Source organism: Micromonospora sp. NBC_00421, from assembly GCF_036017915.1.
GTDB lineage: Bacteria > Actinomycetota > Actinomycetes > Mycobacteriales > Micromonosporaceae > Micromonospora.
This window is the reverse complement of the sequence record NZ_CP107929.1, coordinates 2,219,214-2,232,741: the sequence shown is the minus strand read 5'-3', so window position 1 is coordinate 2,232,741 and position 13,528 is coordinate 2,219,214. Positions and strand designations below refer to the sequence as shown.

The window sequence follows — 13,528 nt, the reverse complement described above, 5'->3', positions numbered from 1 at the left end:
CACGTGTTTGATCCTGCCTTGATACCAGCCCACCACGACAACCGGAAGATCAGCCCCCCAGGACCCGCAACGCCTCATCGGCGTGCTCGTTCATCCCCAACTCACTGTGCACCACCGCCAGCACCCGCCGATCCACCCCGATCACGAACGTCATCCGCCGAGTGCTCAACGGCCCCAACGGCAACCGCCGCCGCACCCCGAACGCCTGCGCCACCACCCCGTCGACATCCGACAACAGCGGATAGTCGAACCCGTGCAACCGGGAGAACTCCGCTTGCCTCGCCACCGGATCCCGACTGATCCCCACCCGCTGCGCCCCCACCGCCGCGAACTCCGCCGCCAGATCCCGAAAGTGACAGCTCTCCGCCGTACACCCACGGGTCATCGCCGCCGGATAGAAGAACAACACCACCGGCCCCGACGCCAACAACTCCGACAACCGCCGCGGCGTACCCGTCTGATCCGGCAGCACGAAATCCTCCACCAGATCACCGACACTCACACCCACCACACACCTCCACCGATCCGTCCGAAACGCGGTGAGCGTAAGCGATCACCCCGCACACCACCGCGCCACCGCGCCACGTGACCGCCCACACCCTGCCCACCCCATCGGCCGGGCGGTACCGTCACACCACCGCACCACAGGCCGACAGGGAAGCAGGGCATTGACTCCGGTCACCGTCATCACCGGCGGCAGCCGAGGTATCGGCGCCGCCACCGCCCGACGACTCGCCGCCGAGGGCCACCACCTCGTCATCGGCTACCGCCGCGACCACGCCGCCGCAGCCACCGTCGTCGCCGACATCCACCGCCTCGGCCGCCGCGCCGTCGCCGTCCCCGCCGACACCACCGACCCGACCCACATCGACCGCCTCTTCACCGCCGCCGCCGAACTCGGCCCCCTCACCGCCCTGGTCAACAACGCCGGCGTCACCAGCCCCATCGGCCCCTTCACCGACCTGCGCCCCGACGACCTGCGTCGGGTCGTCGACATCAACCTCATCGGGTACGTCCTCTGCGCCCAACAGGCCGCCCGCCGCCTCACCCACGGCGGCGCCATCGTCAACATCTCCTCCGCCGCCGCCACCCTCGGCAGCCCGGGGGAGTACGTCCACTACGCCGCCGTCAAAGCCGCCACCGACACCCTCACCATCGGCCTGGCCAAGGAACTCGCCCCGCACGGCATCCGGGTCAACGCCGTCGCCCCCGGCATCATCCGCACCGACATCCACGCCGCCTCCGGCGCACCCGACCGCCCCGACACCGCAGCCGGCCGCATCCCACTCGGCCGCGCCGGTGAACCCGACGAGGTCGCCGGCGCCGTCGCCTGGCTGCTCGGACCCGACGCCACCTACACCACCGGCACCGTGCTGCGCGTCGCCGGCGGCCTGTAGACCGGTGGCCCGGGACGCACCGTCCCGGGCCACCGGTCACGCACGACACCGGACGGTCAGCCGGTGAACAACTTCGCCGCCGTCAGCACCGTCTGCACCACGCCGTAGCCCAACAGCGCCGACACCACCGACCAGGAAACCCACAACCGGGCCCGCTGCCCGCGAGGACTCCGCTCGTTCATCGTGTCCCACCCCTCTGCGTCGCCGCCATCTCCGTCTCCCGGTCACCGCCCGGCTCGTGGTACCGCTGCGGCACCGGACGAACCAGCAGGTTCGCCACGAAGCCCGCCGCCAGCACCGCGACCATCGTGAACAACGCCGGCCGGTACGCCGCCGCCGTCAACGTCCCCGGCTTGCCCTGCGCGTCCAGGAACGCATTCACGATCAACGGCCCGGCCACCCCCGCCGCCGACCACGCCGTCAACAACCGACCGTGGATCGCACCGACCTCGAACGTGCCGAACAGATCCCGCAGATACGCCGGAATCGTCGCGAACCCACCACCGTAGAACGACAGAATGACGCACGCGAGCAGCACGAACAACGCCGTCGCCGTCTGCCCTACCAGAGCCAGCAACGCGTACAGCACCATCCCCACACCCAGGTACACCAGGTAGATCGGTTTGCGGCCGATCACGTCGGAGGTCGACGACCAGACGAACCGACCGGCCATGTTGAACAACGACAGCAACCCCACGAAGCCACCCGCCGCGGCCACCGACACCGCCGAGGTGCCACCATCCCGGAAGAAGTCCTGGATCATCGGGCTGGCCTGCTCCAGGATCCCGATCCCGGCGGTCACGTTGCAGAACAACACCACCCACAGCAGCCAGAAGGCCCGGGTCCGCACCGCGTTCGCCGCCGACACGTTCGCCGTGGTCACCAGCGGTTTCGCCGCCACCTGCGCCGGATCGAACCCGGCCGGTCGCCAGTGCGCCGCCGGTACCCGGACGTTGAACACCCCGAACATCATGATCACGAAGTAACCGACACCGAGAGTGACGAACAACCACACCAGCGCCGACCCGGACGCCGTCGAGCCGGCGTCCGCCGGGTCGTACCCGGAGTCGTAGAGCGACAACAACTGGCGCGACAGGGGAGAGGCCACCATCGCCCCACCACCGAACCCCATGATCGCCAGACCGGTGGCCAGGCCGGGACGGTCCGGGAACCACTTGATCAACGTGGACACGGGGGAGATGTAGCCGATGCCCAGGCCGATCCCGCCCAGCACCCCGTACCCGACGTACAGCAGCCACAACTGCCCGGTGGCGATGCCCAGCGCGCCCACCCCGAACCCGGCGGCCCAGAAGCACGCCGAGACGAACATCGCCTTGCGCGGCCCGTTCGCCTCGACCCAGGTGCCGGCCACCGCAGCGGAGAGCCCCAGCATCACGATCGCGATACTGAAGATCACCCCGATCGCCGTCTGACTCGCGTCGAAGTGCGCGATCAGGGAGTTCTTGTAGACGCTCGTGGCGTAGACCTGGCCGATGCAGAGGTGGATCGCCAGCGCCGCCGGTGGGATCAGCCAACGGCTGTACCCGGGTGGCGCGACGGTGTGCCGACGGTCGAGTGCGGACAGCATGCTTGCTTCCTCTCCGGAACATGGCGGTGACGTGCACGTTTCATGCCCCCGCCGCACGCTGCGACCAAACCGGCGTCGCGCCCGGCGGTCACCCCGGTGAGCCGAACGGTCGTCCGGGCACACCCCGCTCCACAGATTCGATAATGCACATTATGTAAAGTAAGTCGGTCGGGACCCTCCTCCGGCGCGCCCCGCACCGCCGCATCCTGGTGCAGCTCCCGCAGGAGACCGGGCAGCCGAGACGGACCACATCCCCCGGGTCGACCCGGGGACGATGGCCGCCTGGACCGGCGGCGCGGCACCGGGGTGCCCGTCGGCCCGCCGAGCATCGGCCCGTCATGACCGGTGGCGGGTGCGCCGCTCCCCTCCTCCCGGGTGGTCGGGAACCCAAGAAAGCTGCATAATATACCTTATGCATGATGAACGGGACGAATCGGTGGGGCCGCTCATCGAGGAGTTCCTCACCGCGCGGGCCACCCGCAAGCCCTCCCCGCACACCCAGGAGGCGTACCGGCGGGATCTGCGTACGGTCGCGGGATTGATCGGTGAGGAGCACGTCCCACCCCTGCCCGTCGACGAGTTGATGATCTCCGCCCTCTCCCCCAGGGTGATGCGTGCGGCGTTCGCCCGGTTCGCTGCTCCCCGGGCGGCGGCGTCGGTGCACCGGGCCTGGTCGAGTTGGAACGGTTTCTTCTCGTTCCTGGTGGCCGAGGGTGTGGTGGCGGGCAATCCGATGCCGGCGGTGGGGCGGCCCCGCACCCCGCTCCCCCAGCCCAAGCCGCTACGGGGCGAGGACACCCCTGAGGTGCTGCTGGCGTCGGTGTCGCGGGAGGACGGGCGGCAGCGCGATCCGTGGCCGGAGCGGGACGTGGCGGTGCTGGCGTTGGCGCTGTGCGCGGGATTGCGCCTGGCGGAGTTGTTGGCGCTGCGGGTGTCGTCGGTGTCGGGGCGGGCCGGTGAGCGGCGGGTGTCGGTGGCCGGTAAGGGTGGCCGGCCGAGGGTGGTGCCGGTGGAGCCGGAGTTGGACGAGGTGGTGTCGGCCTATCTGGAGAGCCGGCGGCGGCGGTTCGGGGCGCGCAGCGTACGCCCGGACGGGGTGTTGTTGGTGGATCGGCGGGGTGAGCCGTTGCGCCGTGGCGGGTTGCAGTACCTGGTGGATTCCTGTTACCGGCGGGCGGGGATCACCGATCGGGTGCCGGCGGGGGCCCGGTTGCACGCGTTGCGGCACACGTTCGCCACCCGGTTGGCCGAGGACGGGGCGGGGGCGGCGGAGATCATGCGGTTGCTGGGGCATGCGTCGTTGGCTTCGTCGCAGACGTACATCGAGGTGACGGCGGGTCAGCAGCGGGCGGCGGTGCGGTCGAACCGGACGCATCGGGTGCTGGTGGGGTTGGTGTCGGACCGGTGCTAGCAGCGGTGGGCGGTGGTGTGGGGGTGGTTGCCGTGGCCGATAGCATGGGGAACACGAGTTGCTTCGCGGCGTGGCGTACCCGCAGCTGAGAGTCGGCTTGCCGCTGCTTTCGGCCGCCAGTTGACGTCCTGGGTGGTGCAGCCGGCGCGGCGAAGCGGCAGTGTCGCGATCCTCGCCGTGTCGGTGGGGCACCGACGGCACGGGCATCGTCCTGTGTGAGCATGCGTTCTGATCCGTGCCGGGGGCGGTGGGTGCCGCCCCCGGTTCCGGTCGGTGGGCTGCGGCACGGGCGGGTCGTCACCCGTGTGGGTTTCGTAGCCGGGTGAGTGACCGGTGGAGCCATTCGGCCATGAGGGCGCGTTCGGCGTCGGTGAGTCCGGGCAGGTCGGGTGCCGCTGCGGCGAAGGTCACCGTGACGGCGCTGATGGTGGGGTCGGGTGTGACGGGGGTGGTGGTGAGGATGCTGCCGAGCACGGCGTCGAACATGGCTTTCTCCAGCTCGGCGTCGCGCTGCGGGGCGGGTGTCTCCAGCAGGGCGAGGATGACGCCGGTGCCGGCGGCGTGGATCATCATGGTGGCCCGTTGTTCGTCGACCCGGAGCAGTCCGGCGGTGGCGAGGCGGCGGACCCGGGTCCGTAGCACCTCGATGCCGGCGATGGTCGCCGGTGAGAGGTCGTCCGGTCCGCGGGTGCCGAGGAGCCGGAACAGTTCGGGGTTGGCCAGGCCGAACTCGACGTGGGTCCGCCATCCGGAGCGCAGGTCGGCCACCGGGTCGCCGGTGTCGTGGGCGGTGATCGTCTTGGTGGTGACGTGGGTGGCCAGTACGTGTTCGGCGACGGCGTCGACGAGGCCGTTCTTGTCGCCGAACAGGCGGTAGATGGTGGGTGCCTGGACGCCTGCCGCGTGGGCGACGGCCCGGGTGGTGACCGCGTGGGCGCCGTTTTCGCGTAGCAGCCGGGTGGCGGCTTCGACGATGTCGGATCGGACGCCGTCGCGGGGTGGGGTGGCCGGGGTCGCGGTCATGAATCGATGCTAACAGAGCATTGTTATCGCTGAGATATCGGTGCTAACGTCGCCGGCGTATCAGTGGATCGGCCAAGGAGTCGTCATCGTGTTCGTCATCACCGGCGCCACCGGCCAGCTCGGTTCCCGGATCGTCGACCAGCTGCTCACCCGGGTTCCCGCCGACACCGTGGGGGTGAGCGTGCGCGACGTCGACAGGGCCGCCCACCTGGCCGCCCGTGGGGTGCGGGTGCGTGGCGGGGACTTCACCGAGCCCGCCACGCTGGAGCACGCCTTCGCGGGGGCCGACCAGGTGCTGATCGTGTCGGCCGCCATTCGCGGCGGCGGTGCGGTAGCCGCGAACCGCGCCGCCGTCGACGCCGCCCACGCGGCGGGGGCCAGGCGGATCCTGTACACCAGTCACCAGGCTGCCGCCCGGGACTCCCTCTTCCCGGCCCAGCTCACCCATGCCGAGACCGAGGAGCATCTGGCGGGGCTCGGTGTCCCCTTCACCGCTCTGCGCAACGGTTTCTATGCCAGCGCCCTGCAGTTCGCGATCGGCGACGCCCGGCGGACCGGTCGCCTGGTGGCGCCGGCCGACGGTCCGGTGTCCTGGACCGCGCACGCCGACCTGGCCGAGGTCGCCGCCGTCGCCCTGACCGAGGAGGGGGTCCTCGACGGGGTCACGCCCCCGCTGACCGCCCGGGAGCTGCTCGACCTCGAATCGGTGGCTGGCATCCTGACCGACCTCACCGGGCGGACGATCTCCCGGATCGTCGTCGGGGACGACGAGTGGAGGTCGGCCGCCGTGGGACGCGGCATGCCGGAGGCGGCCGCCGACTTCACCCTCGGCATGTACCGGGCGGCACGACGGGGGGAGTTCGCCGTCACCGACCCGACCCTGGAGGCTCTCCTGGGTCGGCGTCCGACGCCCGCCCGGTCGGTGATCGAGGCCCTCGCCGCCGCCTGAGGGGCCACGGGTACGGGTGGGTCGGTTCCCGCAGGACGTGCGGCCGCGGCCGGTGGGAGGATCGCCGTATGCCCATCGAGCAGTGGCTGTCCGGGGACGGGGTACGGGAGACCGTCGGCGAGCTGACCCGCGTGCTCGGTCCGTACTCCGACCGGGACTGGAGCGGTCCCGCAGACCCGCGCCTGGCACTGGGGGCCATGCGACCCGCCCGGTTTCGCCGCGATGGGCATCGCCGAGATGCTGCTGCACACGTACGACATCACCAGGGGGTTGGGGGTGGGTTGGCGGCTGCCGGCGGCGCCCAGCGCGGCGGTGCTGCGGCGGCTCTTCCCCGACGCCCCGGCCGGTGACCCGTCCGACGTGCTGCTCTGGGCGACCGGTCGGACCGCCCTACCCGGCCTGCCGCGTCGTGCCTCGTGGAGCTGGCGGGCCGCGCGGGGTTGAGGCCGGTCAGCCGTCGCGCAGCGCCCGCCGGTAGGCACCGGGTGTCGTGCCGACCTGGGCGCGGAAGCGGCGACGCAGGTTGGTCGCCGAGGTGAGACCGACGCGGGCCGCGACCGCGTCCACCGGCAGGTCCGTCTCGGCCAGCAGGGTACGCGCCGCGGCCACCCGGCGGGCCAGCAGCCATGCGCCGGGGCTGGTGGCGAACCTGTCGGTGAAGCGTCGGGCCAGGGTGCGGGGTGACACCTGGAGCTGCGCGGCCAGGTCGGTCACCGACAGGGGGCTGCCCAGCCGCGCGTCGACCCAGCGGGCCAACCCGTCCAGGGGGTCCTCGGGCGGCGGGTGGGTGCCGTGTGACGCGCGGTGCGGGGTCATCGCCAGGTACCGGGCGACGAGTGCGGCGTGCGCGGCCCCGTGGTCCCGGGCGAGCAGGTGCAGGCACAGGTCGACGCCGGCGCCGGCGCCGGCGCTGGTGGCCACGTCGCCGTGGTCCACGAAGGGTGTGTCCGACTCCACCCGTATCGCGGGGAACTCCTGCCGGAGCCGGTCGGCACGTGCCCAGTGGGTGGTGGCCGACCGGCCGTCGAGCAGTCCGGTGCGGGCCAACGCGAACGTCCCGCCGCAGAGGGCGACCAGGCGTGCTCCGCGTTGGTGGGCCTGCCGCAGCGCGCGGGACACCTGCGGGGACGGCGGTGTCTCCACCGGTGTCCAGCCCGGGATGATCACGGTGTCGGCGGACCGGACGGCCGAGAGGTCCCGGGGCACCGACATCGCGTATCCGGCGGTGGTGGGTATGGGGCCGGGTGTCTCGGTGGCCACCTCGAACGTGTAGTGGCGGGGTGTGCCGGGTGGGACGGTGTCGAAGACCTCCACCGCGCAGCCGAGTGCGAATGCGGGTTGCACCGGCCGGACCAGGGCGACCACGTGATGCATGGCAGGAAAGTACCCCATGTTGTCGGCGCGGGTCCTGTTCCGGTACGGCGGATGCCGGCACGGTGGGAGGCGTGCATCCTGAGATCCTGGCCCAGGAGGGCTACTGTTCCGTCGCGGTCGAGGCGTCCCCGGTGCGGGAGGTGTTTCCCGGGGTCCGGCTTCGTCCGTTGTGGACCGGGCCGGGTGGGGCGCAGGCCGCGGTGTTGGAGATGGATCCGGGTAGTTCGTGGCCCCGCCGTGACGTGCACGACCCCGGTCCGGAGGAGGTGTTCGTGCTGACCGGGACGTTCCACGACGGTGCGCGCGACTATCCGGCGGGGACGTTCCTGCACGCTCCGGCCGGGTCGTGGCATGTGCCCGCGACGGTTACCGGCTGCACGCTGTTCCTCTTCTACCCGGCGGGTTGACCGCCGGTGCGTGCGCCGCGGGTGGTAGTCAGGCCTGTCGCCACGGCCAGCGCCACCGTCGCCGGGGGCGCGTGGAGGGTGGTGGCGGTGCCGCGGTGGCGACGGCGGTGTTCCGGGTGGCGCGGTGGGCCTGCCACTGGCGCAGCACCGCCTCGGTGTCGACGGGGCGGACCACCACCCGGGGGCCGGAGGGGAACCGTAGCCAGTCGACGATCTCCCGGTTGAGTAGTCCGACGAATTCCCGTACCGACTGCTCGGTGTGGAGGTCGCGAACCTCGGCGGGGAGCTGTTCGACCCGGCGGCGCAGCTGCAACGGGGTGGGCAGCAGCAGGTCGGTGGGCAGCGCTTCCCGTTCCAGGAAACTGGTGATCCACCAGGACTCGTCGTAGGGCAGGTCGCGGCCGGGGAGGGGTTTGCCCGTACCGGGCAGATTGTCGAATTCGCCTCGTTTTTGGGCGCTGCGGATCTGTGCCTCGACCGCCGCTTCCCACGCGTCCACCATCGCCTGGACACCTCCCCGCGCCCACCGTATCCGCCCTGGCCGTCACCGGTGCAGCGTCGGCGGGGCGGGGGGCATTCCCGCCGGGGTGTCTGAGGGGTGGTGTCGGACGTGGCGGTGCCCGTCGCGGGGGAACGGCGGTCGGGCGGGTAGCACCTCGACGAAGGCGTATCCGCTTTTCTGCGCGACCCGGCAGGATGCCGGGTTGTCCACCTGGTGCAGCAGTTCCAGGCGGCGTAGCCCGGTCGCGGTGAAGCGGGTGAAGGCCCATCGGCTCACCGTGTCCACCGCCCGGGGTGCCACTCCCCGGCCGCGTGCCGGGCCGGCGGTCCAGTAGCCGACCTCCGCGTCGGGGCGTCCCGGCACCACGTCCTTGAGCAGGACGCAGGCCACCAACCGCTCGCCGCCGGGGGTGGGTTCGCAGACGGCGAAGCTGAACCGGCGGCGCGCCGCCCAGCCCTGCCGGTTGTCGGCCACCCATTGTCTGGCCTGTGTCGGGGTGGTCAGCGGGTGGCGGGTCCGGGCCCGCAGTTCCGGATCCCGGTAGACCTGGACCAACGCGTCGACGTCGTCGTCGCGCCAGCAGCGCAGGACCAGTCCGGGGGCGGTGGGGGTGGGGGCGGCCCGCAGGGTCACAGACATCTGTGCAGTGTGGCCGGTGCCCGTTCCCGGCCGGAACCCCTGCGGTGGGCGGTGCGGCGTCGGGTCGTGCGGTGACGGGGCGTTCCGGGTGCGGTCGGGCGGCGTAGGGTGCCGGGCAGGGATAACGCACGGGGGATGTCGATGGTCACGGTCGGTGCGGTGGTGGGGATCGCTCTGGTGGCGCTCGGTCTGGTGCTCACGCCGGGGCCGAACATGGTTCACCTTGTGTCCCGGTCGGTGGCGCAGGGTCGTCGGGCCGGGTTGGTGTCCCTGTTGGGGGTGGCTGCCGGGTTCGGGGTCTATCTGGCGGCGGCCGTTGCCGGTATCGCCACGGTCTTCGTGCTGGTGCCGCCGCTGTACACGGCGGTGAAGCTGGCCGGTGCGGGGTATCTGCTGTGGTTGGCGTGGCGGACGGTGCGTCCGGGTGGGCGGTCGGCGTTCGTGCCGCAGGCGTTGCCGGTGGATCGGCCGCGGCGGTTGTTCGCCATGGGGTTGCTCACCAATCTGCTCAATCCGAAGATCGCCGTGCTGTACGTGTCGCTGCTGCCGCAGTTCGTCGACCCCGCCCGGGGCGACGTGGCGGTGCAGAGCCTGCTGCTCGGGGCCACTCAGATCACCGTCGCGTTGACGGTGAACACGGTGATCGTGTTGACCGCCGGGTCGGTGTCGGTGTTCCTGGTGCGCCGGCCGGGGTGGGCGCGGGTGCAGCGTTGGGTGACCGGCAGCGTGCTCGCCGCGATGGCGGTGCGGATCGCGGCGGATCGGTCCCGGGCCGCGGTGGCCACCGGCTGATCCGGTCAGGCCGGCGACGGCCGGGCCACGGCCGTCGGTAGTTTCCGGTTCACCGGGCCGTCCACGGCGGCCACGGCCAGCCCGATCGCGTAGAACATCACCGACAGGTTCATGTCGGTGAACCCGTAGAACGGGGCGAGGGCCAGTGCGACGACCGGGACCACGCTCAGCCACCGGCCGGCGGCGGACACCGCGGCGGCGGTGCTGCGGACCAGCACCACGAGCAGGGTCAGCAGCGTCAGCAGGGCCGGGATGCCGTGGCTGTACATGGTCAGCCAGACCTGGCCCTGGGTGCCGAGCGGCTCCACGCCGGTGGTGGTGTCGACGCTGCGGGGGGCGCCGTAGCCGAGCAGCGGCGAGTGCAGGACCGCGTCGAGGGTCTGCCGGTAGAGGTCGGCGCGGTCCCGGGTCGAGTCGGTGTTCTCCACCCGGCTCATGATCATGTCGCCGACCGGGACGACCAGGGTTACCACCCAGGCCACGGCCATGCCGGTGGTGATCGTGCCGATGAGCCGGACGTCACCGCGCAGCAGTGCGCGCAGCCCCAGGTAGACCAGGCCCACGCCGAGGCCGATGAACATTCCCCGGTTGAGGGTGAGGAACGCCGGCACCAGGGCCAGCGGCAGGGACGCCACCAGCACCCGGCGCAGCGGGCCGGTACGCACCGCCGACAGGTACGCCAGTACGCATGGCACGAGCAGTGCGAACCCGGTCCCCCAGTTGTTGGTGTACGGGTACGGGGCCGCCGTCCGGTAGTACGGGTTGCGGCCGGTGGGGTTGAACTCGGTGGCGTGCACGTGGGTGACCGACCGGATCATCCGCTGCCCGGTCAGCCCGTCGGGCAGCAGCGACTCCATCGGGGTGGTCAACGCCAGGCGGGGGGCCAGCACTCCGACCCAGCCGAGCGCGACCATCGCCAGCCAGAAGAACAGCACCGGCTGGAACAGCCGTTCCCAGCGCGCCCCCTGCCGCGCGGCGGTGTAGACGTACAGGTAGACCACGAGGGCGGTCAGCACGAAGCCCAGCCGTAGTCCGTAGACGAGCAGGCCGGTGGCCTTCTCCAGGCGGGTCGCGCTGACCAGGATGAGCCCGACGAGGACGAACCACAGCGCCGAGCCGGGCGGCCACGTCACCCGGCCATGGGCGAGCAGGACCACCGCCAGCAGTATCCCGAACAGCGTCCAGCCCAGGTAGAGGCCGCCGAGCAGCCACCACAGCGGCATCGCCGCGAACATCACGTACAGCGGCCAGAGTGGCAGCACCCGCGGCGGCGCCGTGTTCCTCGTTCCCACCGGGGCAAGGCTAGGCCGGCATGTGCGGTTCGGTCATCGGCGGGACGGCTGTGACGGGTCGCACCGTGTGGTGGGGCCGCGGGGTCCGGTCACCGGAGGCGTTCACGGATCACCGCCGTACCGCCGGCGGGCAGGGTCGTCTGCCCGTCGGTGGGGGTGCCGGTGAGCAGGTCCACCCCGTCGGTCGGTACCCGTTGTGGCCGGTCGGTGTGGTTGAGCAGGAACAGCCAGCTGGCCTGGGGGTGGGCGCGGCGGATGGCCTCCACGCCGGGTGGGGCGTCCGGGTGGACCGGGTGTGCGCCGGCGGTGCGGGCCGCCTCGGTGATCAGCCGCCGGTAGGTGTTGTCGTCGGGTCGGGTCGACAGGTACCAGGTGGTGCCGGTCCCGGTGCCGGCCCGGTGCCGGGTCACTGCCGGTCGGCCGTCGAGCACCCCGCCGACGTACGTGCAGACGGTGTCGGCGCCGTGTGGGTGGACGGTTTCCGACCAGATGTGGCCGGTTCCACCGCCGGAGAGGAGTACCTGTTCGTCGGCGGCGAGCGGGTGGAACTCCTCCACCCGGAGGCCGAGGAGGTCGCGGTAGGCGCCGGGGTAGCCGCCGAGGTGGATGCGGGCGTGGGGGTCGGCGACCCCGCTGAGGTAGCTGACCAGCAGGTGCCCGCCGGCGTCGACGTGGGTGCGGACCCAGTCGACGGTGGTGTCGTCGGCCAGGTAGAGGGCGGGCAGGACGAGTAGCCGGTAGGGGTCGAGGGGGTCGCCGGGGACGATCACGTCGCAGGCGTATCCGGCCCGCCAGAGTGCCCGGTGTGCGGCGGCCAGTTCGGCGTGGCCGTCGAGCAGTGTGGAGGGCATGCCGGGGTGGCGTAGTGCCCAGCTGCTGGCGGCGTCCCAGGCCAGTGCGATGTCGGCGGTCACCTCGCCGGCGGTGACCTCGGCGAGTCGGGCGAGGGTGTCGCCGAGGCGTACCGATTCGCGGAAGGTCCGGCTGTCGGGGCCGGTGTGCGGGACGAGGGCGGAGTGGAAGCGTTCTGCGCCGCCGGCGGGGGCGCGCCATTGGAAGAACATCGCCCCGAGGGAGCCGCGGGCGATGTGGGAAAGGCTGTGTCGGGCGGTTCGGCCGGGTTCTTTGGTGTGGGAGCGGCCGGTGGTGTGGATCTGGCTGGCGGCGCTTTCCATGAGGAGCCAGGTGGCCGGGGTGGCGGGTCGGTCGGGGGTGGTGGGGTGGGCTCGCCGGTGGTGGCCGTGTCGGGCCCAGCCGCGGGCCAGGTCGGCGGCGAGGGCGGTCTGTTCCTCGGCGCCGCCGTCGACGGCCGAGGGGTAGTGGTCGATGGCGACGAGGTCGACTTCGGTCGCCCAGCGGGCGTGGTCGACGGGTACCCAGTCGCCGAGGACGTAGTTGGTGGTGACGGGGATCGTCGGGTTGGCTGCCTTGAGCAGGTCGCGTTGTTCGGTGTAGGCGGCGAGCAGGGTGTCGGACCAGAATCGTCGGAAGTCGAGCAGGTGGCCGGGGTTGGCATGGTATTGGGTGGCCCGGGGGGTGCTGACGTACGCCCAGTCGGCGTAGTGCTGGCTCCAGAAGCTGGTGGCCCAGGCGGTGTTGAGGGTGTCGAGGTCGCCGTGCCGGTCGATGAGCCAGCGGCGGAACGCGGTTTCGGTGTGGGGGCAGTGGCAGGTGGTGCCGTATTCGTTGTGGACGTGCCACAGGGCGACTGCCGGGTGGTGGGCGTAGCGGGCGGCGAGGGTGGCGGCGATGCTGCGGGCGGCGGCCCGGTAGGAGGGGGCGGCGGCGCAGTAGGTGTCGCGGCTGCCGTGGTGTAGTCGGACGCCGTCGGCGGTGACGGGGAGGGCGTCGGGGTGTGCCAGGGAGAACCAGGGTGGCGGGGAGGCGGTGGGGGTGGCCAGGGCGACGCGGATGCCGCTGTCGTGGAGCAGGTCGAGTGCCTCGTCAAGCCAGTCGAAGTCGTAGCGGCCGGGGGCGGGTTCCAGTCGGGACCAGGCGAAGACGCCGACGGTGACGAGGTTGATCCGGGCGCGGCGCATGAGGTCGACGTCCTCGCGCCAGGTGGCCGGGGGCCACTGTTCGGGGTTGTAGTCGCCGCCGTGGCAGAGCCGCCCGTCGTCCCACATACCCACCATCCCACCTACTTTGTTTGGT

The 13,528-nt window shown here is 71.9% G+C and carries 15 protein-coding genes; 6 read left to right on the top strand and 9 right to left on the bottom strand.

The features are described 5' to 3' along the window. Positions 1-49 precede the first annotated feature (49 nt). The gene (locus OHQ87_RS09640; RefSeq protein WP_442930728.1) at positions 50-511 is read right to left on the bottom strand and encodes a peroxiredoxin; all 462 of its coding nucleotides are present in this window, start codon (positions 509-511) and stop codon (positions 50-52) included. Between the two features lie 157 nt (positions 512-668). Between OHQ87_RS09640 and OHQ87_RS09635 the strand changes: the two genes are divergently transcribed. Beyond that, positions 669-1,397 carry an SDR family NAD(P)-dependent oxidoreductase gene (locus tag OHQ87_RS09635; protein WP_328347018.1) on the top strand — a complete coding sequence of 243 codons (729 nt, stop codon included), beginning with the start codon at positions 669-671 and terminating at the stop codon, positions 1,395-1,397. Between the two features lie 56 nt (positions 1,398-1,453). Here the strand turns inward: OHQ87_RS09635 and OHQ87_RS09630 are convergent, their stop codons facing one another. Together OHQ87_RS09630 and OHQ87_RS09625 are read right to left on the bottom strand one after the other, a co-directional pair. Then, positions 1,454-1,579: an MFS transporter small subunit gene (locus OHQ87_RS09630; RefSeq protein WP_328347016.1), complete on the bottom strand. Its 126-nt coding sequence runs from the start codon at positions 1,577-1,579 to the stop codon at positions 1,454-1,456. Then, the gene (locus OHQ87_RS09625) at positions 1,576-2,985 is read right to left on the bottom strand and encodes an OFA family MFS transporter (RefSeq protein ID WP_328347015.1); all 1,410 of its coding nucleotides are present in this window, start codon (positions 2,983-2,985) and stop codon (positions 1,576-1,578) included. Before OHQ87_RS09625 ends, OHQ87_RS09630 begins: the two co-directional genes overlap by 4 nt. A 412-nt stretch (positions 2,986-3,397) precedes the next feature. Here OHQ87_RS09625 and OHQ87_RS09620 point away from each other — a divergent pair, with 412 nt between their 5' ends. Further along, positions 3,398-4,396 (top strand): tyrosine-type recombinase/integrase, encoded by a 999-nt coding sequence (locus OHQ87_RS09620; RefSeq protein WP_328347013.1) that lies wholly within the window; start codon positions 3,398-3,400, stop codon positions 4,394-4,396. Positions 4,397-4,693: 297 nt separating this feature from the next. Here OHQ87_RS09620 and OHQ87_RS09615 read toward each other — a convergent pair whose 3' ends face one another. Next, complete coding sequence (locus tag OHQ87_RS09615) at positions 4,694-5,419, bottom strand: TetR/AcrR family transcriptional regulator (RefSeq protein ID WP_328347011.1); 726 nt, start codon at positions 5,417-5,419, stop codon at positions 4,694-4,696. Positions 5,420-5,507: 88 nt separating this feature from the next. Here OHQ87_RS09615 and OHQ87_RS09610 point away from each other — a divergent pair, with 88 nt between their 5' ends. Beyond that, positions 5,508-6,368 (top strand): NAD(P)H-binding protein, encoded by an 861-nt coding sequence (locus OHQ87_RS09610; protein WP_328347009.1) that lies wholly within the window; start codon positions 5,508-5,510, stop codon positions 6,366-6,368. A gap of 222 nt (positions 6,369-6,590) precedes the next feature. Beyond that, positions 6,591-6,812 (top strand): hypothetical protein, encoded by a 222-nt coding sequence (locus OHQ87_RS09605; protein ID WP_442930727.1) that lies wholly within the window; start codon positions 6,591-6,593, stop codon positions 6,810-6,812. Positions 6,813-6,818: 6 nt separating this feature from the next. Here the strand turns inward: OHQ87_RS09605 and OHQ87_RS09600 are convergent, their stop codons facing one another. Beyond that, positions 6,819-7,742 (bottom strand): GlxA family transcriptional regulator, encoded by a 924-nt coding sequence (locus OHQ87_RS09600; RefSeq protein WP_328347007.1) that lies wholly within the window; start codon positions 7,740-7,742, stop codon positions 6,819-6,821. Between the two features lie 71 nt (positions 7,743-7,813). Here OHQ87_RS09600 and OHQ87_RS09595 point away from each other — a divergent pair, with 71 nt between their 5' ends. Beyond that, complete coding sequence (locus OHQ87_RS09595) at positions 7,814-8,149, top strand: cupin domain-containing protein (protein ID WP_328347005.1); 336 nt, start codon at positions 7,814-7,816, stop codon at positions 8,147-8,149. A gap of 28 nt (positions 8,150-8,177) precedes the next feature. On the opposite strand, the gene OHQ87_RS09590 is transcribed toward OHQ87_RS09595, so the two are convergent. Both OHQ87_RS09590 and OHQ87_RS09585 read right to left on the bottom strand, forming a co-directional pair. Beyond that, positions 8,178-8,651: a J-domain-containing protein gene (locus OHQ87_RS09590; RefSeq protein ID WP_328347003.1), complete on the bottom strand. Its 474-nt coding sequence runs from the start codon at positions 8,649-8,651 to the stop codon at positions 8,178-8,180. A gap of 42 nt (positions 8,652-8,693) precedes the next feature. Next, positions 8,694-9,290 carry a GNAT family N-acetyltransferase gene (locus OHQ87_RS09585; RefSeq protein ID WP_328347001.1) on the bottom strand — a complete coding sequence of 199 codons (597 nt, stop codon included), beginning with the start codon at positions 9,288-9,290 and terminating at the stop codon, positions 8,694-8,696. Positions 9,291-9,431: 141 nt separating this feature from the next. Between OHQ87_RS09585 and OHQ87_RS09580 the strand changes: the two genes are divergently transcribed. Continuing rightward, complete coding sequence (locus tag OHQ87_RS09580) at positions 9,432-10,082, top strand: LysE family translocator (protein WP_328348791.1); 651 nt, start codon at positions 9,432-9,434, stop codon at positions 10,080-10,082. Between the two features lie 5 nt (positions 10,083-10,087). Here the strand turns inward: OHQ87_RS09580 and OHQ87_RS09575 are convergent, their stop codons facing one another. Then, a complete protein-coding gene (locus OHQ87_RS09575) occupies positions 10,088-11,374 on the bottom strand; it encodes an O-antigen ligase family protein (RefSeq protein ID WP_328346999.1) in 1,287 nt (428 codons plus the stop codon). Between the two features lie 89 nt (positions 11,375-11,463). Then, positions 11,464-13,509 (bottom strand): beta-galactosidase, encoded by a 2,046-nt coding sequence (locus OHQ87_RS09570; protein ID WP_328346997.1) that lies wholly within the window; start codon positions 13,507-13,509, stop codon positions 11,464-11,466. Between the last annotated feature and the right edge of the window lie 19 nt (positions 13,510-13,528).

Excerpts from the sequence above, each read along its gene's own strand:
- OHQ87_RS09630 (WP_328347016.1), bottom strand. The coding sequence starts at position 1,579 with ATGAACGAGCGGAGTCCTCGCGGGCAGCGGGCCCGGTTGTGGGTTTCC.
- OHQ87_RS09625 (WP_328347015.1), bottom strand. The coding sequence starts at position 2,985 with ATGCTGTCCGCACTCGACCGTCGGCACACCGTCGCGCCACCCGGGTAC.
- OHQ87_RS09620 (WP_328347013.1), top strand. The coding sequence starts at position 3,398 with ATGCATGATGAACGGGACGAATCGGTGGGGCCGCTCATCGAGGAGTTC.
- OHQ87_RS09615 (WP_328347011.1), bottom strand. The coding sequence starts at position 5,419 with ATGACCGCGACCCCGGCCACCCCACCCCGCGACGGCGTCCGATCCGAC.
- OHQ87_RS09605 (WP_442930727.1), top strand. The coding sequence starts at position 6,591 with ATGGGCATCGCCGAGATGCTGCTGCACACGTACGACATCACCAGGGGG.
- OHQ87_RS09600 (WP_328347007.1), bottom strand. The coding sequence starts at position 7,742 with ATGCATCACGTGGTCGCCCTGGTCCGGCCGGTGCAACCCGCATTCGCA.
- OHQ87_RS09590 (WP_328347003.1), bottom strand. The coding sequence starts at position 8,651 with ATGGTGGACGCGTGGGAAGCGGCGGTCGAGGCACAGATCCGCAGCGCC.
- OHQ87_RS09585 (WP_328347001.1), bottom strand. The coding sequence starts at position 9,290 with ATGTCTGTGACCCTGCGGGCCGCCCCCACCCCCACCGCCCCCGGACTG.
- OHQ87_RS09580 (WP_328348791.1), top strand. The coding sequence starts at position 9,432 with ATGGTCACGGTCGGTGCGGTGGTGGGGATCGCTCTGGTGGCGCTCGGT.
- OHQ87_RS09570 (WP_328346997.1), bottom strand. The coding sequence starts at position 13,509 with ATGGTGGGTATGTGGGACGACGGGCGGCTCTGCCACGGCGGCGACTAC.